22 protein-coding genes and 1 pseudogene are annotated in these 23,462 nt (G+C 64.9%); 16 read left to right on the plus strand and 7 right to left on the minus strand.

Going from position 1 to position 23,462, the window contains the following annotated elements; all coding sequences use genetic code 11:
- Positions 1 to 25: 25 nt before the first annotated feature.
- Entirely contained in the window at positions 26 to 1,036 is a 1,011-nt protein-coding gene (locus tag DM872_RS26800) for a DUF2804 domain-containing protein (RefSeq protein WP_179062243.1), read from the minus strand.
- Between the two features lie 341 nt (positions 1,037 to 1,377).
- Between DM872_RS26800 and DM872_RS26805 the strand changes: the two genes are divergently transcribed.
- The 5 genes from DM872_RS26805 to DM872_RS26825 all read left to right on the plus strand — a co-directional run bounded on the left by DM872_RS26805 (position 1,378) and on the right by DM872_RS26825 (position 5,766).
- On the plus strand, positions 1,378 to 1,887 hold the full coding sequence (locus DM872_RS26805) for a DUF2059 domain-containing protein (protein WP_077523899.1): 510 nt from the start codon (positions 1,378 to 1,380) through the stop codon (positions 1,885 to 1,887).
- Between the two features lie 13 nt (positions 1,888 to 1,900).
- Complete coding sequence (locus tag DM872_RS26810; RefSeq protein WP_179062244.1) at positions 1,901 to 2,206, plus strand: BolA family protein; 306 nt, start codon at positions 1,901 to 1,903, stop codon at positions 2,204 to 2,206.
- Between the two features lie 209 nt (positions 2,207 to 2,415).
- Positions 2,416 to 3,351 (plus strand): oxygen-dependent tRNA uridine(34) hydroxylase TrhO, encoded by a 936-nt coding sequence (gene trhO / locus DM872_RS26815; protein ID WP_179062245.1) that lies wholly within the window; start codon positions 2,416 to 2,418, stop codon positions 3,349 to 3,351.
- A gap of 38 nt (positions 3,352 to 3,389) precedes the next feature.
- Positions 3,390 to 3,992 (plus strand): DsbA family protein, encoded by a 603-nt coding sequence (locus DM872_RS26820; protein ID WP_179062327.1) that lies wholly within the window; start codon positions 3,390 to 3,392, stop codon positions 3,990 to 3,992.
- Complete coding sequence (locus DM872_RS26825) at positions 3,985 to 5,766, plus strand: ABC transporter ATP-binding protein (protein ID WP_179062246.1); 1,782 nt, start codon at positions 3,985 to 3,987, stop codon at positions 5,764 to 5,766. Before DM872_RS26820 ends, DM872_RS26825 begins: the two co-directional genes overlap by 8 nt.
- Positions 5,767 to 5,970: 204 nt before the next feature.
- Here the strand turns inward: DM872_RS26825 and DM872_RS26830 are convergent, their stop codons facing one another.
- Together DM872_RS26830 and DM872_RS26835 are read right to left on the minus strand one after the other, a co-directional pair.
- Positions 5,971 to 6,867: a class I SAM-dependent methyltransferase gene (locus DM872_RS26830; protein WP_179062247.1), complete on the minus strand. Its 897-nt coding sequence runs from the start codon at positions 6,865 to 6,867 to the stop codon at positions 5,971 to 5,973.
- 153 nt (positions 6,868 to 7,020) lie between these two features.
- Complete coding sequence (locus DM872_RS26835; RefSeq protein ID WP_179062248.1) at positions 7,021 to 8,118, minus strand: helix-turn-helix transcriptional regulator; 1,098 nt, start codon at positions 8,116 to 8,118, stop codon at positions 7,021 to 7,023.
- A 296-nt stretch (positions 8,119 to 8,414) separates the two neighbouring features.
- Between DM872_RS26835 and maiA the strand changes: the two genes are divergently transcribed.
- On the plus strand, positions 8,415 to 9,080 hold the full coding sequence (gene maiA / locus DM872_RS26840; RefSeq protein WP_179062249.1) for a maleylacetoacetate isomerase: 666 nt from the start codon (positions 8,415 to 8,417) through the stop codon (positions 9,078 to 9,080).
- Positions 9,081 to 9,162: 82 nt separating this feature from the next.
- A complete protein-coding gene (locus DM872_RS26845; RefSeq protein ID WP_179062250.1) occupies positions 9,163 to 10,578 on the plus strand; it encodes an amino acid permease in 1,416 nt (471 codons plus the stop codon).
- 170 nt (positions 10,579 to 10,748) lie between these two features.
- On the opposite strand, the gene DM872_RS30990 is transcribed toward DM872_RS26845, so the two are convergent.
- The 4 genes and pseudogenes from DM872_RS30990 to DM872_RS26860 form a co-directional block, all read right to left on the minus strand.
- Positions 10,749 to 11,612 (minus strand): methyl-accepting chemotaxis protein, encoded by an 864-nt coding sequence (locus DM872_RS30990; protein WP_373273744.1) that lies wholly within the window; start codon positions 11,610 to 11,612, stop codon positions 10,749 to 10,751.
- Positions 11,604 to 12,356 (minus strand): annotated as a pseudogene (locus DM872_RS30995) (HAMP domain-containing protein); the annotation flags it as partial. The pseudogene DM872_RS30995 and the gene DM872_RS30990, both read right to left, overlap by 9 nt.
- Before the next feature lie 118 nt (positions 12,357 to 12,474).
- A complete protein-coding gene (locus tag DM872_RS26855; RefSeq protein ID WP_179062252.1) occupies positions 12,475 to 13,512 on the minus strand; it encodes a metal-dependent hydrolase in 1,038 nt (345 codons plus the stop codon).
- A 188-nt stretch (positions 13,513 to 13,700) separates the two neighbouring features.
- Positions 13,701 to 13,988 carry a hypothetical protein gene (locus tag DM872_RS26860; protein WP_179062253.1) on the minus strand — a complete coding sequence of 96 codons (288 nt, stop codon included), beginning with the start codon at positions 13,986 to 13,988 and terminating at the stop codon, positions 13,701 to 13,703.
- A gap of 510 nt (positions 13,989 to 14,498) precedes the next feature.
- Between DM872_RS26860 and DM872_RS26865 the strand changes: the two genes are divergently transcribed.
- From DM872_RS26865 to DM872_RS26905, 9 genes are all read left to right on the plus strand, one after another.
- The gene (locus tag DM872_RS26865) at positions 14,499 to 15,392 is read left to right on the plus strand and encodes a VOC family protein (RefSeq protein ID WP_179062254.1); all 894 of its coding nucleotides are present in this window, start codon (positions 14,499 to 14,501) and stop codon (positions 15,390 to 15,392) included.
- Positions 15,393 to 15,404: 12 nt separating this feature from the next.
- The gene (locus DM872_RS26870; RefSeq protein ID WP_179062255.1) at positions 15,405 to 16,286 is read left to right on the plus strand and encodes a CoA transferase subunit A; all 882 of its coding nucleotides are present in this window, start codon (positions 15,405 to 15,407) and stop codon (positions 16,284 to 16,286) included.
- Positions 16,287 to 16,296: 10 nt separating this feature from the next.
- Positions 16,297 to 17,109: a CoA-transferase subunit beta gene (locus DM872_RS26875; protein WP_179062256.1), complete on the plus strand. Its 813-nt coding sequence runs from the start codon at positions 16,297 to 16,299 to the stop codon at positions 17,107 to 17,109.
- Positions 17,110 to 17,124: 15 nt separating this feature from the next.
- Complete coding sequence (locus tag DM872_RS26880) at positions 17,125 to 17,994, plus strand: enoyl-CoA hydratase (protein ID WP_179062257.1); 870 nt, start codon at positions 17,125 to 17,127, stop codon at positions 17,992 to 17,994.
- Entirely contained in the window at positions 17,994 to 19,061 is a 1,068-nt protein-coding gene (locus tag DM872_RS26885; protein WP_179062258.1) for an NAD(P)H-dependent flavin oxidoreductase, read from the plus strand. Before DM872_RS26880 ends, DM872_RS26885 begins: the two co-directional genes overlap by 1 nt.
- Before the next feature lie 12 nt (positions 19,062 to 19,073).
- Positions 19,074 to 19,832 (plus strand): enoyl-CoA hydratase family protein, encoded by a 759-nt coding sequence (locus tag DM872_RS26890; RefSeq protein WP_179062259.1) that lies wholly within the window; start codon positions 19,074 to 19,076, stop codon positions 19,830 to 19,832.
- Between the two features lie 4 nt (positions 19,833 to 19,836).
- Entirely contained in the window at positions 19,837 to 21,003 is a 1,167-nt protein-coding gene (locus DM872_RS26895; protein ID WP_179062260.1) for an acyl-CoA dehydrogenase family protein, read from the plus strand.
- A 10-nt stretch (positions 21,004 to 21,013) separates the two neighbouring features.
- Positions 21,014 to 22,066 (plus strand): acyl-CoA dehydrogenase family protein, encoded by a 1,053-nt coding sequence (locus DM872_RS26900; RefSeq protein ID WP_179062261.1) that lies wholly within the window; start codon positions 21,014 to 21,016, stop codon positions 22,064 to 22,066.
- 166 nt (positions 22,067 to 22,232) lie between these two features.
- Positions 22,233 to 23,381: an acetyl-CoA C-acetyltransferase gene (locus tag DM872_RS26905; RefSeq protein WP_179062262.1), complete on the plus strand. Its 1,149-nt coding sequence runs from the start codon at positions 22,233 to 22,235 to the stop codon at positions 23,379 to 23,381.
- Positions 23,382 to 23,462: the final 81 nt, after the last annotated feature.

Consider the following 23,462-nt stretch of genomic DNA (forward strand, 5'->3'; position numbering starts at 1 on the left):
GCACTCGGTTCAACCGTTCGGGCAATTACCAGCGCGCGTGGGTGGCCCCCAGCCAGCCAAGAGCGTTGGTCACCGGCACGCATTCACCGTCCGGGCTGCGCAGCACGCCGTCGAATCGACCGAACCACTGGCGCGTGTCGGCATAGAACGGCCCCAGGCGCGGACGGGCCTGGTGCAGTTGGAGTGGTGTGAAGGTCAGCTCCACCCGGCGACAGGCGGTGGACAGGCGCCAGGGCGCGAGCGGATTGTTCGGTGCCTGTTCGATCTGCACCGGCCGGTCGAGCTTGGACAGGCTGCCGCCGAACCACAGGGCGTTCTCGGTCAGGCCGCTGGAGTCGGTCCAGCCCGCACCGAAATTCCCGGCGATGCCGCCCGGCGCGGCGAAGGCGGCGCGGGTCCAACGGCTGTGGAAGGGCCAGACACCACGACCGAAGTCGAGCGCGGCGAAACTCTGACCGGTGGTGCAGTGGTAGTGGCGTTGCCCCAGCTGCACGCTGCCGCTGGCGGGCAGGCCGAGCTGGCGGCTGCTGGCATGGAAGCAGCGGCCGGGCAGGGGGGCGACCAGGTTCACCGAATCCAGATGGGCCGGACGCAGCACATCGAGGGCGACGTGCAGTGGATGACCGCCAAGGTCCGGCGCTTCCACTCGCAGGCTCAGGCGGCCGGGGTGCTCGTCGATGCGTATCTGCAGGAGCGGGTGGTCGAAACCATGACTTTCCAACGGCGTGTCCGGCAGCTGGCAGCCGATCGCGAATGGCCGCAACTGGGTGTGGGCCACGGCCTTGCCGGTGTCGAGATCGAGGAAGTAGGCGGCGCCGAAGCCCAGCAGGTCGAGGTCTGCGAGGGTCAGCGAGAGCATCCAGCGCGGGGTGGTGATGCACCAGTGGTTCCAGCGCTTGCGACGACCGAAGTTGCCCGGGATCGCACAGTTCAGACGCGGTCGGCTGGACCAGCCGACGGCGGCGGGCTCGAGCTTGCCGCGGGCATCGCAGAGCGCGGGATTTCCCGGCGGCAGGGTGGATATATGGCTATTCATCGGGCACGTCCATGTGTGTGCGAAGCCTGGGCACTTCAGTCTCCGTACGAAGTCAGTCTGCGCTTGACGACTTTTCATACGGCGCTTGTGGAAACTGATTGCACCTCATCGGAAATTCCGTCGACAGGTACGGCACATTTCCTAGTCGCCAAAGCATGCCCAGTGGGCAGAAGCATGAGCAAGTGATGGCATTTTGACAACAGCTTCGTGGAGTGCGGCATTGCACATTTTCGCCATGGGGTTGTCGAAAAAAACCGTCGCTTGAGCCCGATCTCCGCTTGAGCGCAGAATGACCAGCCCCGGGGCAATCCCCGTCATCCGTGCTTAGACAAGGATACCCAATGACCAAGCTTCGCATTCTCTGCACCGCCGTCCTGCTGGCTTGCGCCAGTGGCCAGGTCCTGGCCGATGCCGCCAGCCATGCCGCCGATGCCGAGCGCTTTCTCAAGCTCGCCCGTGCCGACAAGCTGACCGTGCCGGTCTACGCCCAGGTGCAGCAGATGTTCGAGCAGCGTTTCCAGCAGACCCAGGCGCCGGCCAGCAAGAAGGCCACCCTGGAGAGCTACCAGGCCAAGGCCAATGCTGCCCTGGACAAGGCCGTCGGCTGGGACAAGCTGAAACCTGAACTGGTGAAGATCTACACCAGCAACTTCAGCGAGAGCGAACTGAAAGAACTGATCACCTTCTATGAATCCCCGCTGGGCAAGAAGGTGCTGGAAAAGATGCCGGCCCTGACCCAGCAATCCGCCCAGCTCACCCAGAGTCGCCTGGAAGCCGCCGTACCCGAGGTCAACAAGTTGCTCAGCGACATGACCACCGAACTGGCGCCCCAGGACAAGAAAAAGCCGTAAGCGGAGTCGATCGATGTCCATGCGTGACCGCATCCTGACCGCCTTGCAGAGCCTCGAACCCCAGCACCTCGACGTGCTGGACGAGAGCCACATGCACAGCCGCGGCCAGGAAACCCACTACAAGGCGGTGATCGTCAGCCCGGTATTCGCCGGCCTGAATGCCGTCAAACGCCACCAGAAGGTCTACGCCAGCCTCGGCGAGCTGATGGGGCAAGTCCATGCCCTGGCCCTGCACACCTACACCCCCGAGGAGTGGGCAGCGCAGGGCGCAGCGCCGGATTCGCCGACCTGCCGTGGCGGCAGCAAGCACGATCACTGAGTAAAACTGTCTGAGTTGCCAATGGCACGTTGCGTCTGATCTTTGGTTTGCCGGTGGCTTCGATCTTCCATTCGGCGCCTGGGACCATTTCACGCAGCGTCCGGCCCGCGGCTTTTTGATAGACTTCGCACCGCGCCGGCCTAGCCGGCGCAGTCGTTTCTATCACCCGGTCCGCCCTTTACGCGGGCGACCACTGGAGGAAGTACCGCATGACCCAGATCGTTGTTGCGGCGCTGTACAAGTTCGTCACCCTGAAGGACTACGTCGCGCTGCGTGAACCCCTGCTCAAGACCATGCTCGACAATGGCGTCAAGGGCACCCTGTTGCTGGCCGAAGAAGGCATCAATGGCACCGTGTCCGGCACGCGTGAAGCCATCGACGCGCTGATCGCCTGGCTCAAGGTCGATCCGCGTCTCGTGGACCTGGACCACAAGGAGTCCTACTGCGATGAGCAGCCCTTCTATCGCACCAAGGTCAAGCTGAAGAAGGAAATCGTCACCCTGGGCGTGCCTGGCGTCGACCCCAATCAGAGCGTCGGCACCTATGTCGACCCCAAGGACTGGAACGCCCTTATCAGCGATCCCGAAGTCCTGCTGATCGATACCCGCAACGACTATGAGGTGGCCATTGGCACCTTCGAGGGCGCCATCGACCCCGAGACCAAGTCGTTCCGCGAGTTTCCCGATTACATCAAGGCCAATTTCGACCCGTCGGTGCACAAGAAGGTCGCGATGTTCTGCACCGGCGGCATCCGCTGCGAGAAAGCGTCCAGCTTCATGCTCGGCCAGGGCTTCGAAGAGGTCTTCCACCTCAAGGGCGGCATCCTCAAGTACCTCGAGGACGTGCCCCAGGAAGACACCCTCTGGCGCGGCGACTGCTTCGTCTTCGACAACCGCGTCACCGTGCGCCACGATCTCTCGGAAGGGGATTTCGACCAGTGCCACGCCTGCCGTAACCCGATTTCCGTGGAAGATCGCCAGTCGGAGCACTACGCGCCCGGCATCAGTTGCCCGCACTGCTGGGACAGCCTGAGCGAGAAGACCCGCGCGAGCGCCATCGAGCGGCAGAAGCAGATCGAACTGGCCAAGGCCCGCAACCTGCCTCACCCGATCGGCCGAGACCCGCGCCAAGCCCTGGAGGATTGAGCTTGTCCAACGCCCGCCTGCTCTATGTGATGGACCCGATGTGTTCCTGGTGCTGGGGCTTTGCCCCGGTGGTCACGGCGCTCGCCGAGCAGGCTGCGGCAGCCGGCGTTCAGCTGCATCTGGTGGCGGGCGGCCTGCGTACCGGCCAGGGGGCTGCGCTGGATGCGCATACCAAGCGCTACATCCTCGAGCACTGGCAGGCGGTCAATCAGGCCACCGGACAGCCTTTTCGCTTCGAAGGCGCGCTGCCTGATGGCTTCATCTACGACACCGAGCCGGCCTGCCGCGCCCTGGTGGTCGCCCGTTCGCTGGCGCCCGAACTGGCCTGGCCACTGGTGAAGAAAATCCAGCACGCCTTCTATGCCGAAGGTCGCGATGTGACCCAGGCCGCCGTCCTGGTGGGGCTGGCCGAACAGATCGGCATTCCGCGCATAGAGTTCGCCGCCGCCTTCGATGCCGCCGCCAGCCACGAGGCGACGGCCGCCGATTTCACCTGGGTGCAGGACCTCGGCATCGCCGGTTTTCCCACCCTGCTGGCCGAGCGTGACGGGCAGCTCGCGTTGCTGACCAATGGCTACCAGCCGCTCGAACAACTGTCGCCCCTGCTGGGCCGCTGGCTGGAGCGGGGTGCCCATGCCTGATCGGCTGAGTTGGGCGGAAGTCCGTCGTCTGGCCCTGCGCCACAAGAAAGCCCTCTGGCTGGCCAACCTGGTCGCCGTGCTGGCCACCCTCTGCAGCGTTCCCATTCCCTTGCTGCTGCCCCTGCTGGTGGACGAAGTGCTGCTGCAGCGGGGCGACGCCGCGCTGCGCTTCATGGACCACTTCCTGCCCCAGCCCTGGGAAAGCGCCGTCGGCTACATCGGCCTGATGCTGGTCGTGACCCTGCTGTTGCGTGGTATGGCGCTGGTGTTCAACGTCTTGCAGGCGCGCCTGTTCGCGCGGCTGGCCAAGGACATCGTCTACCGCATCCGTACCCGCCTGATCGAGCGCTTGAAGCGCATTTCCCTCGGTGAATACGAAAGCCTGGGCGGCGGTACCGTCACCGCCCACCTGGTGACCGACCTGGACACCCTGGACAAGTTCGTCGGCGAGACGCTCAGCCGCTTCCTCGTAGCGGTGCTGACCCTGACTGGCACGGCGGCCATCCTGGTCTGGATGCACTGGCAACTGGCGCTGCTGATCCTGCTGTTCAATCCGCTGGTGATCTACGCCACGGTGCAGCTCGGCAAGCGTGTCAAACACCTGAAGAAGCTGGAAAACGACAGTACCTCGCGCTTCACCCAGGCGCTGACCGAAACCCTGGAAGCCATCCAGGAAGTACGCACCAGCAACCGCCAGGGCTTCTTCTTCGGCCGACTCGGCCAGCGTGCCCAGGAAGTCCGCGACTATGCCGTGGCTTCCCAGTGGAAGAGCGATGCGGCGGGGCGCACCAGCGGCTTGCTGTTCCAGTTCGGCATCGATTTCTTCCGCGCCGCGGCCATGCTCACGGTGCTCTTCTCCGACCTCTCCATCGGCCAGATGCTGGCGGTGTTCAGCTACCTCTGGTTCATGATCGGTCCGGTGGAGCAGTTGCTCGGCCTGCAGTACTCCTACTATGCAGCCGGTGCCGCACTTACCCGCATCAACGAACTGCTGGCCCGTGCCGACGAGCCCCAGTACACGCCGAGCGTCGATCCGTTCCGCGGCCGCGAGACCGTGGGGATCGAAGTGAAGGGATTGCGCTTCGCCTATGGCGAGGAGCCGGTACTGGATGGCCTCAACCTGTCCATCGCCCCCGGCGAGAAGGTCGCCATCGTGGGTGCCAGCGGTGGTGGCAAGAGCACCCTGGTGCAATTGCTGCTGGGTCTCTACCAGCCGCAGGCCGGGCAGATCCGCTTCGGCGGCAGCCGGCTGGACGAGATCGGCCTGGCCGAAGTGCGTGACAACGTCGCGGTGGTCCTGCAGCACCCGGCGCTGTTCAACGACAGCGTGCGCGCCAACCTGACCATGGGCCGCGAGCGCAGCGACGAGGCCTGCTGGCGGGCCCTGGAAATCGCCCAATTGGCCGAAACCATCCGCAACCTGCCCATGGGGCTGGACAGCGTGGTGGGTCGATCCGGCGTGCGCCTTTCCGGCGGCCAGCGGCAGCGCCTGGCCATCGCCCGCATGGTGCTTGCCCAGCCGAAGGTGGTGATCCTCGACGAAGCCACCTCAGCCCTGGACGCCGCCACCGAATACGCGTTGCACCAGGCGCTCGGCACCTTCCTCAACGGTCGTACCACCCTGATCATCGCCCACCGCCTTTCGGCGGTTAAGCAGGCGGATCGGGTACTGGTATTCGACGGCGGCCACATCGCCGAAGACGGCGACCATCAGCAGCTCATCGCTGAAGGCGGCCTCTACGCCAAGCTCTACGGGCATCTTCAGCAGGGCTGACGGTGGGACGGGACAAACCCCGGAAACGCACGTTCCCTGTAGGAGCGAGCTTGCTCGCGAAAAGATCTTGTCCCGGGCTCTTCGCGAGCAAGCTCGCTCCTACAAGTTAGGCCATGTGCCAGGTGCAGAGATCATGCGCGAGGTGGTGGGGCGGCTGCGCCACCCTTGGCGAATGAATTCGCCCCTACAAGAAGAGCGTGCTGCTCAGCCATACTTCACCGCTTCCAGGAACACCACGCGCTGGCCGATATCGTGGAACACCCGCGCCGAGGCGATCTGCTTGTAGTCGACGCCGTCCAGCAGGCTGAGCATCTGCACGTCGTGGCGGTAGTGCGGGCGCCAGTCCAGCAGGCCTTCGAGGAAGTCGATGCCATTGACCCCGGGACGGAAGTTGGCCAGCAACAGACGCCCACCCGGTCGAACCGCCTGGAACAGCCTGTGGACAAGTCGCTCGCTGCGGCGGTCATCCAGCAGCTCCGTGACACCCGCGGAATACACCAGGTCATAGCCGTCGAATCCGCATTCGCCTGCCAGCAACTCGTTCAGGCTGCCATGACGCGTGAGTACGCCAAGCGCGCCATAGCTGTTGCGCACGGTTTGCAGGCGTGCCGCATCGTCATCGAACACCAGCATTTCGCCGAAGCGCCCATGACGCAGTTCGCGGGCCAATTCCGCCTCGCGGAAATGACCGCCGGAAATGCACAGGATGCGTGCGGCCTTGCCGGCACGCTGGCAGGTTTCATCCAGCGCGCGGGCCAGCATGCGCCGCCGGCAACGCAGGGCGCGCGCCGCCGGTGCGCTGGTTGCGAAGTCGAACAACTGGCGGGTGCGCTCTTCGGGCAGGGTGTGCAAGGCGTCGGATTCCACGCCATAAAGATAGTCCTGCAGCAAGGCGTTGCCACAACGCAGGCCGGGGCTGGGCAACTGGCGGCAGGGGAATGGCAGGATATTGCTCGGTGGCGGCGCTTCCTCGCGGACAGGCGCCGGTTTCTCGAAGCGCAACTGCTCACGTTCGGTCTTGATCTGTTGCAGTTCGTCGTGGAGTTGCCGTTGTTCTTTTATGCCTTTGCTCAGATCTTCCGGATCACTGATCTCTTCCACATGCCACCTCGTCTGGCCAGTCGTGGATTCCTAGACCCGTCACGCGGGATGGAGGCAGGTATTCGCTTCGAGTTGAACCTTAGTTGATGGCTATCTGCCTGCAATCATCCAGATAGATGAAATCGCGCTTTCGAAAAGGCGCGACTGCACCATTCAGAGCCCTTGCAGTCGGGTGAGCAGGGTGATCAGTTCGGCCTGGCGTTCCGTTTCAGTCTTGCGGAACAGTGCGCGCAATTGCGTGCGCACCGTATTGATCGAAACATTCAACCGCTCGGCGCAGGCTTCCGGCGTCAACCCCTGGAGGAGCAGTTCGGCCAGACGCTGTTCCGCCCGGCTGAGCTGGAACAGATCGGCCAGCCACTGGCTTCCCGGCTGGTGCTCCAGCAGCGCCACCAACGCCAGTGGACCGCTGTGCTGGGGCGCCAGTCCGGACGCTTCGGATACCGGGGTCACCATCAGGCGAGCGGGCGGGTCACCGGCCAGGCTCAGCCAACCCGCACGGTGCTTGCCATCGCTGCCAGTGGCCTGGCGGATGAGTGTCTGCAGGCGTCCGTCCAGGGCCTTGCCATGCAAGCGTCCCTGGCGATCCTGCAGGGCGAAGGCCGCCTGGCCCATGCGCCGTTCCGCCTGGCGGTTGCAGAACAGCACGCGCCCTTCGCCATTCAACAGCCAGACCGGCGCTGGGTGGCGCTCCAGCAGCAGGTCGCGGCGGGCCACATCCAGCTTCAGATCCTGCAGTCGATTGCTCATCCTGGCCGCGCGCAGCAAATGAGGGCTCAGGCGTTGCAGCAGGTCGCGCTGCTGCATCTCCGGCAACGCCGCACCCACCGCAGTCAGGAGCGACAGATAGATGCCCGAGCCTGTCTCCTCATGCAGCTTGATGCAGGAGATGTTGTTCATGCCAAAGGGGATGTGGAACTCCTGGTAATACGGATCACGGCGAATGCGCTGCGGGCCGAGGTCTTCCAGGTCGTGGTACCAACTGCCTACCGGGCGCGGTACCAGCACATCCTTGGCCGGGTCGTACTGGTGGTAATAGGCGTTGTAGGCCTCGACGCTCGCCGGGTCGCACAGGTTGATGGCGGTGACCTGCGGGCGCTGGTCCCGCTGGTCGAGGAACAGGAGGGCACCCATCTGATGGCCGGTGGCGCTCGCCAGCGCCTCCAGCATCGAACGCCACGCGCTTTCATCGAGGACGCACTCGTAGCAAAGGTTGACCAGGTTGTCGTACAGGTTGTTCAGGTGCGGCATCAGACAGCTTCCCTGCGAGGATGGGTGGCACATCGCTTCCATATGGCACAGGCCGGAGCTCCTTGCCTAATGCCGCTGGTCGGCTTGATGGCTTCCCTCCTGGAAGCCTGGATGAACGCCCCGTCAAGAAATCCTTACGCAAGTGGCGCGCCCGCCAGGCGGTATCGGCAATCCCGGGGTGGCGTAAGGAAAACTTTCCGGATCGACCGTTCGGCGCCGCGCCAACCGCAATCCCACGCCTTGTTCGCCAGGCGCTGCCAGAGTGAGATGGCGCAAACAAAAAACGGCCCGATGCCATGAATACTGAACTCACCCTCTACGGCTACTGGCGCTCCAGCGCTGCGTACCGCGTGCGTATCGCCCTCAACCTCAAGGGCCTGGCTTATCGCCAGGAAGCCGTCCACCTGGTCAAGGATGGCGGCCAGCAGCACCAATCGGCCTATCGCGAGCTCAACCCCCAGGGCCTCCTGCCCCTGTTGGTGGATGCGGGAAACGCGGGCGGCGAAATCCGCATCGCGCAGTCCCTGGCCATCCTCGAATACCTCGATGAAGTGTTCCCCGTACCCGCGCTGCTGCCGGCTGATCCGGCCCAACGCGCGCTGGTGCGCTCCCTCGCCATGCACATCGCCTGCGACGTGCATCCGCTGAACAACCTGCGCGTGCTGCAGTACCTCAAGGCCGAACTGGGCGTGGCTGATGAAGCCAAGGACGCCTGGTACCGCCACTGGATCGCGCTCGGCCTCGCGGCTGTGGAAAAGGGGCTGGAAGCCTTCGGCGGCAAGCTCTCCCTGGGTAGCCGGCCGGGTTACCTGGAAGCCTGCCTGGTGCCCCAGGTCTACAACGCCCGACGCTTCGACTGTGACCTGTCGGCCTATCCGCGCATCCTCGATATCGCCGCGCGCTGCGACGCCCTCGAAGCATTCAGGAATGCTGCTCCGGAGGTACAGCCAGACGCGCAATAAGGTTTACCCGCCTTGCAAACCTCCGCCGGACCACAAGCCCGGCGGGTGAAATCCCGTCACGACAACAACAAAAGGTGACGCAATGAGTGACATGCAACACTCAGGCGAGCTGAAACGCGGCCTGAAGAATCGCCACATCCAGTTGATCGCCCTCGGCGGCGCCATCGGCACCGGTCTCTTCCTCGGTTCCGCCGGCGTGCTCAAGTCCGCCGGTCCTTCGATGATCCTTGGCTACGCCATCTGCGGATTCATCGCTTTCCTGATCATGCGCCAGCTCGGCGAGATGATCGTCGAAGAGCCGGTCGCCGGCTCCTTCAGCCATTTCGCCCACAAGTACTGGGGTGGTTTCGCCGGCTTCCTTTCCGGCTGGAACTGCTGGGTGCTCTACATCCTGGTAGGCATGAGCGAGCTCACCGCCGTGGGCAAGTACATCCACTACTGGTGGCCGGAAGTGCCCACTTGGGCCACCGCCGCGGTGTTCTTCCTCGTGGTCAACGCCATCAACCTGACCAACGTGAAGCTGTTCGGCGAAGCCGAATTCTGGTTCGCCATGATCAAGGTGGTCGCCATCGTCGGCATGATCGTCCTCGGTTGCTGGATGCTGTTCAGCGGTAGCGGCGGCGAGCAGGCGGCCGTGAGCAACCTCTGGGAGCACGGCGGCTTCTTCCCCAACGGTGTCAGCGGGCTGGTGATGGCCATGGCCTTCATCATGTTCTCCTTCGGTGGCCTGGAAATGCTCGGCTTCACCGCTGCCGAGGCCGACAAGCCGAAGCAGGTGATCCCGAAAGCGATCAACCAGGTGATCTACCGCATCCTGATCTTCTATGTCGGTGCCCTGGTGGTGCTGCTCTCCCTGAGCCCCTGGGATGCACTGCTGGCCTCCATCAACAGTGCTGGCGATGCCTACAGCGGCAGCCCGTTCGTGAAGATCTTCGCGCTGATCGGCAGTGACACTGCTGCTCACCTGCTGAACTTCGTGGTGCTCACCGCCGCGCTGTCGGTCTACAACAGCGGCACCTACTGCAACGGCCGCATGCTGCTGGGCCTGGCGGAGCAGGGCGATGCCCCGCGTTCCCTGGCCAAGGTGGACAAGCGCGGTGTACCGGTGCGTGCCTTGGTGGTATCCGCCGCCGTGACCTTCCTCGCCGTGGTGGTCAACTACGTGATCCCGCACAACGCGCTGGAGCTGCTGATGTCCCTGGTGGTGGCGGCCTTGGTGATCAACTGGGCGATGATCAGCTACTCGCACCTGAAGTTCCGCCAGCGCATGGACAAGGACGGCGTCCGCACCGGCTTCCGTTCCCTCTGGTTCCCCATGAGCAACTACCTGTGCCTGGCCTTCGTGGTGTTCATCCTCGGCATCATGCTGATGATTCCGGGTATCCAGGTGTCGGTGTACGCCATCCCGGTGTGGCTGCTGGTGATGTGGGGCTGCTACCGCCTGAAGCTGAGCGGCAAGGCCCAGACCGGCAAGGTTGCGGGTTACGAAGCGGGCTGATAATCCGCTGTACCAATAAGAATCCCCGGCCTTGCGCCGGGGTTCTGCTTTGTAGGTTGGGTAGAGGAACGAAACCCAACAGGCGGGGTTTCAGGCCCTTGCTTAGCCTGTCGTACCGCTAATCGTTGGGCATCGCTTCGCTCAGCCGCAACCTACGGGTCTTGCGTCAATCAGATCTGAAATCGCGCCACCGACGATTGCATCGCACTGGCCACCGCATCCAGGCGTTCGGCGGCGTGGGCGAGATCCTGCATGGCGCGACTGTTGCTCCGCGACATCTGGGCGATCAGCTCGACGCGCTGGGCCACTTCGCTGCTGGCCTTGGACTGCTCGCCGATGGTGTAGGAAATCTCTTCCACCACTTCCGCCGCACGATGAGCGCCACTGCGAATCTCGCTGATCGACTCGCCCGCCTGCCGCGCCAGGCCGACGCCATCCTGCACCCGTTCCACGCCTGTCTGCATGCTGTCCACCGCATGCTGGGTCGATTCGCGGATGCGCTGGATCATCCCGGTGATTTCCTGGGTCGACTGCGCGGTGCGCGCTGCCAGGTTGCGTACCTCGTCCGCCACCACGGCAAAGCCCCGGCCGGCTTCCCCGGCCCGAGCGGCTTCGATGGCGGCGTTCAGTGCCAGCAGGTTGGTCTGTTCGGCGATGCCTTTGATCACCTGGATGATCGAGTGGATCTCTTCCGAAGACTCACCCAGCGCGGTAATGGTGCTGGAGGACTGGTTCACCGCGTCGGCGATGCGGTTCATGCCTTCCACCACCCCGAGGATCACCTTGCCGCCGCTGCCGGCGAGGTCTTCCGACTGGGCGGAAATGCTCTGCGCATTGCGCGCGTGTTCGGCGATCTGGCCGATGTTGGTGATCATCTGTTCCATGGCCGCGGCCATGCTGGTGGCGCTGTCGGATTGCTCGCTGGCGCCGTCGACGATGCTTTGCGAGGTCTCGCTGAGGCGGTGGGCGGTACCGCGCAGCTCCTCACTCTCGCTGCGGATGGTGGCGATCATCTGCCGCAGATTTCCCTGCATGTCGGCCAGCGCCCGTTGCAACTGGCCGGCCTCGTCGTCGCTGTCGATGCTGACCTGGGTGGCCAGGTTGCCTTGGGCGATGGCGCGCGCCACGCCGACGGTTTTCTCCAGCGGCCGTAGCACGGCGCGCATCAATTGGCCGGTGACCAGGCAGAGCAGGCCGATCACCAGCAGGATGCCTCCGACCAGCCATTTGGCCGCGTTGCTGACGGCTGCTTCGCCGTCGGCGCGGGTCTTGGCCGCATGGGCTTCGATCTTGCCGCTGAGGGCTTCGTTCTTCTCTTCCAGCTCGCCGAAGCTGCGTTCGAAGGAAGCCAGTTCGGCACGGGCCGCTTGCGGGTCGCGCAGGGCGAGGTTGACGATTCGCTCGGCGTCGCCGATGTAGCTTTCCAGGGCCGGCTGGGACTCGGCGATGGCGCTGCGGATATCTGCGGTGAGCGGCAGCTTGGCGTTCTCGCCGAGGGTGCGGCGGAACCATTCGCTGTGATCGCGCAGGTCATTGCGCACCTGGTCGGCGCCGGCCTGGTCGCCCGGCTGCACCACCAGGGCGGCCAGCACGTCCGCGCGCAGGGCGTCGTGCATCATGTCGCCCTCCAGGTGGTTGCGCAGTGCGCTGACGCTGAGCTGGTTCTCGGCCAGCGCGTCGGCGAGGTCGGTCTGTCCCCAGTAACCGATGCCACCCAGGAGGGTGGCGGCGAGGACGCTGATTGCCCCGGAGGCGACCATCTTCTGTCTTATTTTCATGTCCTGTACTCGCTGGATTGGCCGGATGCTGGCAAGGGTAGTCCAGCAACAAGTGGCGCTGGAGTGTTTATCGGCCGCCAGGCGAGTGGCATGAGGGCGGGGCGACCCAGTGAATTCCCTAGCGCTGCAGCAATCCCGCCCAGCTGGATAGGGGAATCACCTGATCCTCGTGCCAGATCCGCTGCCAGAGTAATTTCAGGCGCTCCAGGTCGCCCCGGCTGGTCGGCCAGCGGCGTGCCTCCGCTACCGGCTGCCAGCGGCCGTCGCGCTGTTCCGCGAGGATGAAGCGGAACGGATGGAAGCCCGTCATGCCCAGCCGCAGGTCGGTGACCACCAGCATCTGGTCGATCTGGTCGTAGCGCAGGATGCCGTGGGTGAACCAGGCCAGGCGCACATGTTGGGGGGAGTCCCGCAGGCGCCGAGCCAGGTCGGTGCCGCGCGGGATGCGTTCGAGCCTGGGGGGCGCGTCGTCGAACCAGCTGACCAGCGCTTCGTGGTAGTCCTCGCCGTCCAGCACGGTCACGCGCCAGAGCAGGGTGTTGAATGGCGTGGGCGCACTGAAGATGGTTTGCGGGCGGATGCCGTCCCGCTCCAGCACGTCATACACCCGCTGTTCGGCCATGAACTTGCCGCCAAGGCTGGAGAGCAGGTAGAGGCTCGACAGGGCCAGCGCCGCAACCGGCAGGCGCGGCTTGCGTCCACGCAAGCCGAACAGCACTCCGCCAATCACGGCTGCGATCAAGGGCAGGGTGTAGAGCGGGTCGATGATGAAGATGCTCGACCAGGCGATGGGCGGCGTCTGCATCGGCCAGAACAGCTGGGTGCCGTAGCTGGTGAAGGCGTCCAGCAGCGGGTGGGTGACCAGCACCAGCCAGAGCGCGAGGAACAGGCGCTGGGTGGTATACGCCGGATTGGGGCGCCATCGTCGTACCAGCAAGGTCAGCAGGGCCGCCAGTGCCGAGAGCACGAAGATCGAATGACTGAAGCCGCGGTGATAGGTCATCGCCGCCACCGCATCGGTGTAGCGGATCACCACGTCGAGGTCCGGCAAGGTGCCGAGCATGGCGCCATAGAGCAGCGCCTTGCGTCCTTGCCAGCGCCCGAGCAGCGCCCCCTGGATAGTGGCGCCGAGCACCGCCTGGGTGAGTGAGTCCATTGCCATCTCTCGAGAATGATCCGCCGGCTAAATTACTGCGCCGACAGTCTTTCCGGCAGCGGGAAATTCCCACCAGATTTTTCCGACAATGGAGACGGCGAAGGACCCTATGGATGCGAATCGAATCCTGCTGATTCCCCTCCTGGTGCGGGGCGGGCGGACCAGGAGGGGAAGCTGTTGCCGACCGATTACTCGTACACCACTGGCCGATGATGGATGCGTGATTGATAGCGGGATTTCTGTGCGGGTTCAGCCGCTTCCGTCGCGGTCCCTGACCCGGCCGCCGTGGGTTTTTCCTCGACCAGTTGGGCGAAACGCTCGCTTTCGTCCTGGGTCTTCTGCACGCGTTGTGCTTGCAGCTCCTGGTGCTGGATGAGCCGGTCGCTGCCTCCTTCAGCTGTGGCCTGGAAAGAGGTCAGCGCGACAAGAGAGAACAACAGGCTGGAGAAGGCAGTGGTGCTAATTGCGGATTTCATGTTTCTTCCTCGTTTAAACACTTGAACAACCCCCGAGGCCGGATATTAAGGAAGAACCTGGATGCCGCCAGAAGTATTTTGTGGTGCCTGATAAATGGCCAATTTAAAGATGATTGGTAGTTTTATAAGGTGCTGATTGGCATGAAGTATTCCGTAGTTCATGTTCTTTTTAAGGGCATGTAAAGGACTGTTGTTGGGTATGTAAATGGCTGTAATTGAGTTGTTTCTGTCGAGTTTCAGGGAAACACTTCAGAAACAAAATAAGTTGGGCAACAGAGCTCGCTGGTCCGACTTTTGAATTGGAACGCCGGTAGCGATTTCAATGCCGCCCCCAACGCCCGCTCGCGTTCCCCCCGATACCCCGTTCTACAAGCGCCAGAGCCCCCGTCCTACGTGCCTTTCGCGCTAGTCCCATTGGACGATGCCCCCCTTTGGACCTGCGGATTTAATCCATCCCCATAGTGCCCCGTGCCCCGAGTGCGCGGCGATAACGACAATGAGGAGAACCGCATGGATATCCGTGGCCTGGGTTACGTCACCGTAGCCTCGACAGACCTGAAGCGCTGGGGCGATTACGCCACCGGGGTGCTCGGCATGATGGTGGATGCCGTCGCGGACGAGCGGCTCTACCTGAAGATGGACGAACGCCCCTACCGCATCCTGGTGGAACGTGCCGACCACGACGGCTATGGCGCCTGCGGCTGGGAAGTCGCCGGCAAGGCCGCCTTCGAACAGGCCATCGCCGAGCTGCAACAGGCCGATGTGCAGGTCCAGCGCGCCAGCGCTGTCGACGCCGCCGGCCGCAAGGTGCAGGAACTGGCGCGCTTCGCCGACCCGGATGGCAACCGCCACGAACTGTTCTGGGGCCCGCAGCAGAATTTCGCGCCCTTCGTCTCCCCGGTCGGTGTCAGCGGTTTCATTACCAGCGACCTCGGTATGGGTCATGCCGTATTGCCGGCACCTTCCTTTGACCGCTGCCTGGACTTCTACGAGCGGGTCATGGGCTTCGGTCTCTCCGACCTGATGAAAGTGCGCTTCACCCCTGATCCGGCCGAGCCGGAAAAGCGCATCCATTTCCTCCACTGCAACAACGGTCGCCATCACTCCCTGGCGCTGTTCGAGTGCCCGATTCCTTCGGGCTGCGTGCACCTGATGGTGGAAGTGGGCGAGCTGGACGACGTGGGCCGCGCCCTGGATCGCATGCACGCCAGCGGCGTGAAGCTCTCGGCCACCCTCGGCCGCCACACCAACGACGACATGACCAGCTTCTACATGCAGACGCCAGGCGGCTTCGACCTGGAGTACGGCTGTGGCGGCAAGGTCATGGACTGGGAGCGCCACACCCCCTTCGAGAGCACCGTGGTCAGCCACTGGGGCCATGACTTCAGCGTCGGCCGTCAATAAGGAGCCGCCCCCATGGACAAACGCATGACTGCTGCCGACGTCGTCGGCCAGCTGAGCGACGGCATGACTATCGGCATCGGCGGCTGGGGCCCCAGGCGCAAGCCGATGGCCCTGGTGCGCGAGATTCTGCGCTCCGACCTCAAGGACCTCACGGTGGTCGCCTATGGCGGTGCCGACGTCGGCATGCTCTGTGCGGCCGGCAAGGTGAAGAAGCTGGTCTACGCCTTCGTGTCGCTGGACTTCATCCCGCTCGAACCCTACTTCCGCAAGGCCCGCCAGGACGGCGCGGTGCAGGTCATGGAGATCGACGAAGGCATGCTGCTGCTCGGCCTCAAGGCCGCGGCCATGGGCGTGCCGTTCATTCCCACCGCCGTGGGCCTGGGCACCGACGTACTGAGCATCAACCCGGAGCTGAAACTGGTCAGCTCACCCTACGACGACAGCCGCGACTGGGTCGCCATGCCGGCGCTGAAACTCGATGCGGCACTCGTCCATGTCGACCGCGCCGACGCCCGTGGCGTCTGCCAGATCGCCGGTCCCGACCATTACATGGACGACCTTTTCGTGCGCGCTGCCCAGAAGGCCTTCGTAAGTTGCGACGAACTGGTCGACAGTGCCTGGTTCCATGAGGACCCGGCCCGCGCCCGCCAGGTGTTCTGGGAGCGCAACCGCACCAGCGCCGTGGTGCATCTGCCGGGCGGCGCCCATCCGTCGTCCTGTGCGCCGCTCTACGGCTTCGATACCGCTCACTTCAAGGCCTACAACGCCTCGGCCACCGAGCCGGATGGCTGGCAGGCCTACATGGAGCGCTACGTGAACTGCGGGGAAGCGGAGTACCTCGCGCGTGTAGGTGGCCTGGATGCCATCCGCCAACTGCCGCTCCCGGTTTTCTGAGGACGCTGAGATGACTGCCACCAAACAACCCTACAGCCTCGCTGAACTGATGATCTGCGCCGCCTCCGAAGCGTTCGCCGGTGACGGTGAGGTGCTCGCCACTGGTATCGGCGTGCTCCAGCGCCTGGCCGCGTCGCTGGCGATGCTCAATTCCAATGCCGAATTGATGATGACCGACTCCGAAGCCTTCATGGTCGCCGAGCCGGTACCCATCGGCCCGCGTGGCGGCTACCAGCCGAAGTTCGACAGCTGGATGGGCTTCTCGCGCATTTTCGATAACGTCTGGAGCGGCAAGCGCCATGCCCTGGTAGGGCCGGTGCAGATCGACCGCTTCGGCCAGGCCAACATCTCCTGCATCGGCGAACACGCCAAACCGAAGTCGCAAATGCTCGGCGTACGTGGCTTCCCCGGCAACTCCATCAGCCACGCCAACTCGTTCATGGTGTCCAGCCACAACAAGCGCGTGTTCGTCGATGGCGAAGTGGATGTGGTGGCGTCGGTCGGCTACAACCCCGAGCGCCTCGCCCGTGGCTGGTCGCTGGACGAGATCGATATCCGCATGATCGTCACCGACCTCTGCGTACTCGACTTCCAGGGGCCGGACCGGCAGATGCGCATCCGCTCCCTGCACCCCGGCGTCAGCGTGGAAGACGTGCAGGCCGCTACCAGCTTCCCGCTGCACGTGCCGGACTCCATCCCGACCACCGCCGCACCGACCCTTGAGCAACTGATCCTCATCCAGCAGCTGGACCCGCACAACCTGCGTGCCAGCCAGCTCAAGGACAATCCGCCGGGCGTCCGCGCTCCGGCCATGACCCACTGAGGCGGAGCCGCACACATGAGCCACGAACAGGCCGCAGAAGCAGACGTGGTGCAGTACGAGGTGCAAGGGCCGCTGGCCCTGGTCACCATGCACCGCCCCGAGTACCACAACGCGCAGAACTCGCGCATGACCTATGCCCTGGACGCCGCCTTCCGCCGCGCCTGCGACGATGACGCGGTCAAGGTCATCATCCTGCGCGGTGCCGGCAAGCACTTCTCCGCCGGTCACGACATCGGCACGCCCGGCCGCGACGTCAACCAGAGCTTCGAACGCACCAGCCTCTGGTACGACCACGTGAACAAGCCGGGTGGAGAATTCCTCTACGCCCGCGAGCAGGAGGTCTACCTCGGCATGTGCCGGCGCTGGCGCGACATGCCCAAGCCGACCATCGCCATGGTGCAGGGCGCCTGCATCGCCGGCGGCCTGATGCTCGCCTGGGTCTGCGACCTGATCATCGCCTCGGAAGACGCCTACTTCGCCGATCCGGTGGTGCGCATGGGCATTCCAGGCGTCGAGTACTTCGCCCATGTGCACGAACTGAATCCGCGCATCGCCAAGGAATTCCTCTTCCTCGGTGAACGCATGGGCGCCGAGCGTGCGTACCAGATGGGCATGGTCAACAAGGTGGTGCCGCGCGACGTGCTGGAAGACGTGACCCTGGACGTGGCCCGGCGCATTGCGCAGATGCCGCGCCTGGGCCTGCAACTGACCAAGCAGGCGGTGAACAACGCCGAGGACCTGATGGGCAAGCGCGCCACCATGGACATGGTGTTCGGCCTGCATCACTTCGCCCATGTGCACAACGAACTGGTCAGCGGCGACAAGCTCGGCGGCTACGACGCCCGTGGCATGGCGCAGTCCCAGCGCAACCCGTCGGAGGCGTGATGGCGATTTCACTCGATACCCGCCTGACCCGACTGCTGGGTTGCCGCTACCCGATCATCCAGACCGCCATGGGCTGGGTGGCCGATCCGAAACTGGTGGCGGCCACCGGCAACGCGGGCGGCTTCGGCTTCCTCGCCGGGGCCACCATCGAACCGCAACACATGGAAGCGGCCATCCTCGAGACGAAGCGGCTGACCGACCAGCCGTTCGGCGTCAACTTCCACATGTACCAGGCCAACGCCGGCGAGATCGTCGAACTGGTGCTCAAGCACGGCGTGCGCGCGGTGAGCTACAGCCGCTCGCCCGGCAAGGCGATGATCACCCGGCTGAAGGATGCAGGCGTCGTCTGCATACCCACCGTGGGCGCCCTGAAGCACGCAGTGAAGGCCGTGGAGATGGGTGCCGACGCCGTGACCGTGCAAGGCGGGGAGGGCGGTGGTCACACCGGTTCGGTTCCCACCTCGATCCTGCTCGGCCAGGTCGTGGATGCCGTCGAAGTTCCGGTGGTCGCCGCTGGCGGCTTCAAGGACGGGCGCGGCCTGGTGTCGGCCCTGGCCCTCGGCGCCGAGGGTATCGCCATGGGCACGCGCTTTTTGATGAGCGCCGAGAGCCCGGTGCCGCCGGCCACCCTGGAGCGCTACCTGAAGGTGCGTGATCCGGCCTCCATCATCGTCAGCCGCGCCATCGACGGCATGCCGCAGCGGATGATCCGCAACGAGCTGCTCGACAGTCTGGAACGCTCCGGCGGCCTCAAGCGCCTTTTGCTGGCCCTGCGCAGTGCCCTGGCCTACCGCCGCCACAGTGGCGCCAGCATCGGCCAGTTGCTCGGCAGCGCCCTGAAGCTCGGCGGCGCAGATGGCCTGACCGCCGCGCAGACGCTGATGGCCGCAAACGCGCCCATGGTGATCCAGAAAGCCATGGTCGAGGGCTTGCCGGCAGCGGGCGTGCTCCCCGCCGGACAGATCGCCGCCAGCATCGACAGCCTGCCGGGCTGTGCCGAACTCATCGAATCCATCGTGCAGCAGGCCGAGCAGCGACTCGCCGAGCTGTGCCGCCGTGCATCCTGAGGGGAGAAGGCCATGGCAACACCATTCAACGTCAGTCTCGACAACGGCATCGCCGAGATGGTCTTCGACCATCCGCCGGTGAACGCCTTCGACAGCAAGGGCTGGGCCGCGATCGCCGCCGAGCTGGAACGCCTGGGCGCATTGGCCGAGGTGCGCGTCATCGTCATCCGTGCCGAGGGGCGGGGCTTCTGCGCCGGCGTCGACATCAAGGAACTGGCGGCTGACGGCAATCTGATCGTCGCCGTCAACAAGGGCAACTACGACAGCTTCAAGGCGGTCCACTGCAATCCCAAGCCGGTGATCATTGCCGTGCACGGCTTCGTCCTCGGCGGCGGCATCGGCCTGTGCGGCGCGGCGGACATCCTGGTCGCCTCCGACTGCGCGCGTTTCGGCGTGCCTGAAGTGGACCGTGGCGCCATGGGCGGCGGCGCTCACCTGCAGCGCCTGTTCCCGGTGCAGAAAGTGCGCCACATGTATTTCACCGGCGAAATGATCGACGCGGCCGAGGCGTACCGACTGGGCGCCGTGGAGCGCGTGGTACCCCGCGCTGAATTGCGTGAGGCGGCCCTGGACATCGCTCGCAAGATCGCCGCCAAGAGCCCGGCCATGATCGCCCTGGCCAAGGAGGCGCTGACCGGTATCGAGGACGGCAACCTCGAAGACAAATACCGCTGGGAGCAGGGCTTCACCCTGCAGGCCTATCGCTCGCTGGATTCCCAGGAAGCCCGCGATGCCTTCGTCGACAAGCGCACTGCCACCTTCAAGGGCTAAAGCCATGGAACTGACCTACACATCCGAACAGCGGGCCTTCCGTGAGGAGGTCCGCGCCTGGCTGGCGGCCAATGTACCGGCTGAACAGCTGCAATCCTTCGACTGCGAAGAAGGCTTCCGCCAGCACCGCGCCTGGGAAGCGAAGCTCAACGAAGGTCGTTGGGGCATGGTGACCTGGCCCAAGGAACTCGGCGGTCGCGGCTGCGACCTGATCGAGTGGCTGATCTTCGAAGAGGAGTACTACCGCGCCGGCGCCCCGGCACGGGTCAACCAGAATGGCATCTTCCTGCTCGGCCCGACCCTGATGGAGTTCGGCACCGCCGCGCAGCAGGAGCGCTTCCTGCCGAAGATGGCCACCGGTGAAGAAATCTGGGCCCAGGGCTGGTCCGAACCGAACGCCGGTTCCGACATGGCGGCCATCCGCTGCCGCGCCGAGCGCAAGGGCGATGTTTATGTGATCAACGGCCAGAAGACCTGGTCGACCCGCGCCGTCTGGGCCGACTGGTTGTTCGGCCTGTTCCGCAGCGACCCTCAGTCCAGCCGCCACCACGGCCTGACCTTCATCCTCCTGCCGCTGAACAGCCCCGGCATCACCGTGCGCCCGATCCCGCAGCTCAACGGCCTGCCGGGCTTCGCCGAAATCTTCTTCGACGACGTGGAAGTGCCTGTGGATAACGTGCTGGGCGGGGAAGGCATGGGCTGGCATGTGGCGATGTCCACCGCCGGCTTCGAACGCGGCCTGATGCTGCGCTCGCCGGCGCGCTTCCAGGAAACCGCACGGCGTCTGGTGCAGCTCTACCTGGCCAACCGCGAGCAGGCCGACCTCGACCCGGCCATCGGCGAAGCGGTGATGCGCGCCTGGATGGACGCCGAGGCCTACACCCTGAACACCTACATGACCGCTTCGCGGCTGGGGAAGGGCGGCAAGATCGGCCCGGAATCCTCCACCAACAAGATCTTCTGGTCCGAGCTGGATCAGCGCATGCACGAGACGGCGCTGTCGATCCTCGGCCTGCGCGGCGAACTGCTGCCCCACGCGCCGGATGCCGGCGAGGTCGGTCACTGGCTGGACGGCTTCCTGTTCGCCCAGGCCGGCCCGATCTATGCCGGCACCAACGAGATTCAACGCAACATCATCGCCGAGCGCATGCTCGGCATGCCGCGAGCTTGAGGAGCGCGCCATGGACTTCACCTTCAGCGACGACCAACTGCTGTTCCAGGACAATGTGCGCGCCTTCCTCACCAACGAAGTGATCCCGGAGCGCATCCGCGAGCTCTGGCGCACCGAGAGCGGCCGCAGCGACGAGCTCTGGGCCCAGCTCACGGAACTGGGCCTCACCGCCCTGACCGTGCCGGACGGCTTCGGAGGCCTGGACATGAACGAACTGGACTTCATCCTGCTGGCCCAGGAGTGTGGCTACGCGGGCCTGCCCGAGCCCCTGGTGGACACCATGCTCATCGGCGTGCCGCTGCTCGCCGCCCTGACGAACCAGCTCGACCTGCAAGGCGAATGGCTGACCCGCATCGCCGAGGGCAAGGCTCGAATCGCTGTGGGCGAGCCGGGCAACCCGCTGGTGGCGGACGCCCATGTGGCCGATCTGTTGCTGCTGCCCCATGGCGATGAAGTACACGCCGTGCTGCCCGAGCAGGTGAAGCTCACCCGCAACGAATCGGTGGACCCGAGCCGCCAGCTGTTCCGTGTCGACTGGACGCCGAGCGCGCAAACCTGTGTGGCCGAAGGCGAACAGGGTCGAGCGCTCTGGGCGGCTGCGAAAAACCGAGGCGCGCTGGGCACCGCCGCCCAGCTGCTTGGCCTGGCCAAACGCATGGTCGACCTTGCGGTGGACTACAGCTTCGAGCGCAAGCAGTTCGGCAAGCCGGTGGGTTCCTTCCAGGCCGTGAAGCACCTGATGGCCAACGTCGCGGTCCTGATCGAGTTCGCCAAAGGCCCGCTCTATCGTGCCGCCCATGCCGTCGCCCAGAACCTTCCGGAACAGGACGTACAGGTTTCCCACGCCCGCCTCGCCTGCACCGAGGCAGCATTGCTCGCGGCGAAGAACGCCATCCAGACCCACGGCGCCATGGGATACACCTGGGAAGTCGACCTGCAGCTCTTCATGAAACGCGCCTGGGCCCTGGACAAAGTCTGGGGCGACCGCGGCTGGCACAAGGCGCGGGTACGCCAAGCGCTGTTTTCCGGCGCTGTCCAGCCGGGGGCTGGGAATACCTTCTGACCCTTCCTGCCCTCACCCCAACCCTCTCCCGCAAGCGGGAGAGGGGGCTGTCCGTGCTGTGGTTGAATCCGGCACGGGCCGCTTGTCTCCCCTCTCCCTCCGGGAGAGGGGCCGGGGGTGAGGGAAGTTTTCCTTTACTCCAATCCTGACCATCCGAGACCACCTCATGCCGCAAGCCTACATAGTCGACGCCCTGCGCACCCCCACCGGCCGGCGCAAGGGTGGCCTGAGCAAGATCCACGCCGCCGACCTCGGCGCCCATGTGCTGCGCGAACTGGTCGCGCGCAACTCCATCCCCGACGCCGACTACGACGATGTGATCTTCGGCTGCGTCGACACCATCGGCCCGCTGGCCGGTGACATCGCCCGCACCTGCTGGCTGGCCGCCGGCCTCGACCAGGCTGTGCCCGGTACCACCATCGACCGCCAGTGCGGCTCGTCCCAGCAGGCGGTGCACTTCGCCGCCCAGGCCGTGATGAGCGGCACCCAGGACGTGGTGATCGCCGGTGGCGTGCAGACCATGACCCAGATTCCGATTTCCTCGGCCATGACCGCTGCAGAGCCGCTGGGCTTTACCGACCCGTTCTCCGGCTCCGAAGGCTGGGTGAAGCGCTACGGCAAGGTGCCGCCGACCCAGTTCCGCTCGGCGCAGATGATCGCCGAGCGCTGGGGTCTGTCGCGCGAGGCGTTGGAGGCTTACTCCCTGGAGTCCCATCGCCGCGCCCTGCACGCCATCGCTGAAGGCCGCTTCGCCCGCGAGATCGTCCCGCTGGCCGGCGTCGAGCATGACGAAACCCCGCGCCAGACCAGCCTGGACAAGATGGCCGAACTGGAAATCCTGTTCGGCTGCGACCGCGTCACCGCCGGCGTATCCAGCCAGACCTGCGACGGCGCCAGCGCAATGCTGGTGGTCTCCGAGGCCGCGCTCAAACGCTACAACCTGACGCCCCGCGCCCGCATCCACCACATCAGCGTGCGCGCCGACGACCCCGTATGGATGCTCACCGCCCCGATCCCCGCCACCGAGTACGCGCTGAAGCGCGCCGGCATGAAGCTGGACGACATCGACCGGGTGGAGATCAACGAAGCCTTTGCCTCGGTCGCCCTGGCCTGGCTGAAGGAAACCGGCTACCCCCATGAGCGCACCAACGTCAACGGCGGCGCCATCGCCCTCGGCCACCCCCTGGGCGCCACCGGCACCCGTCTGATGTGCACCCTGCTGCACGAGCTGGAACGCAGCGGCGGCCGCTATGGCCTGCAGACCATGTGCGAAGGCGGCGGCCAGGCGAACGTGACCATTATCGAGCGGCTTTAACCCCCGCACGGACAAAACCCCCTCTCCCTCTGGGAGAGGGCTGGGGTGAGGGCAACCAACCCCCGCACGAACTCACCGGAG

This window comes from Pseudomonas taiwanensis (genome assembly GCF_013393345.1).
Taxonomy (GTDB): Bacteria; Pseudomonadota; Gammaproteobacteria; order Pseudomonadales; family Pseudomonadaceae; genus Metapseudomonas; species Metapseudomonas resinovorans_C.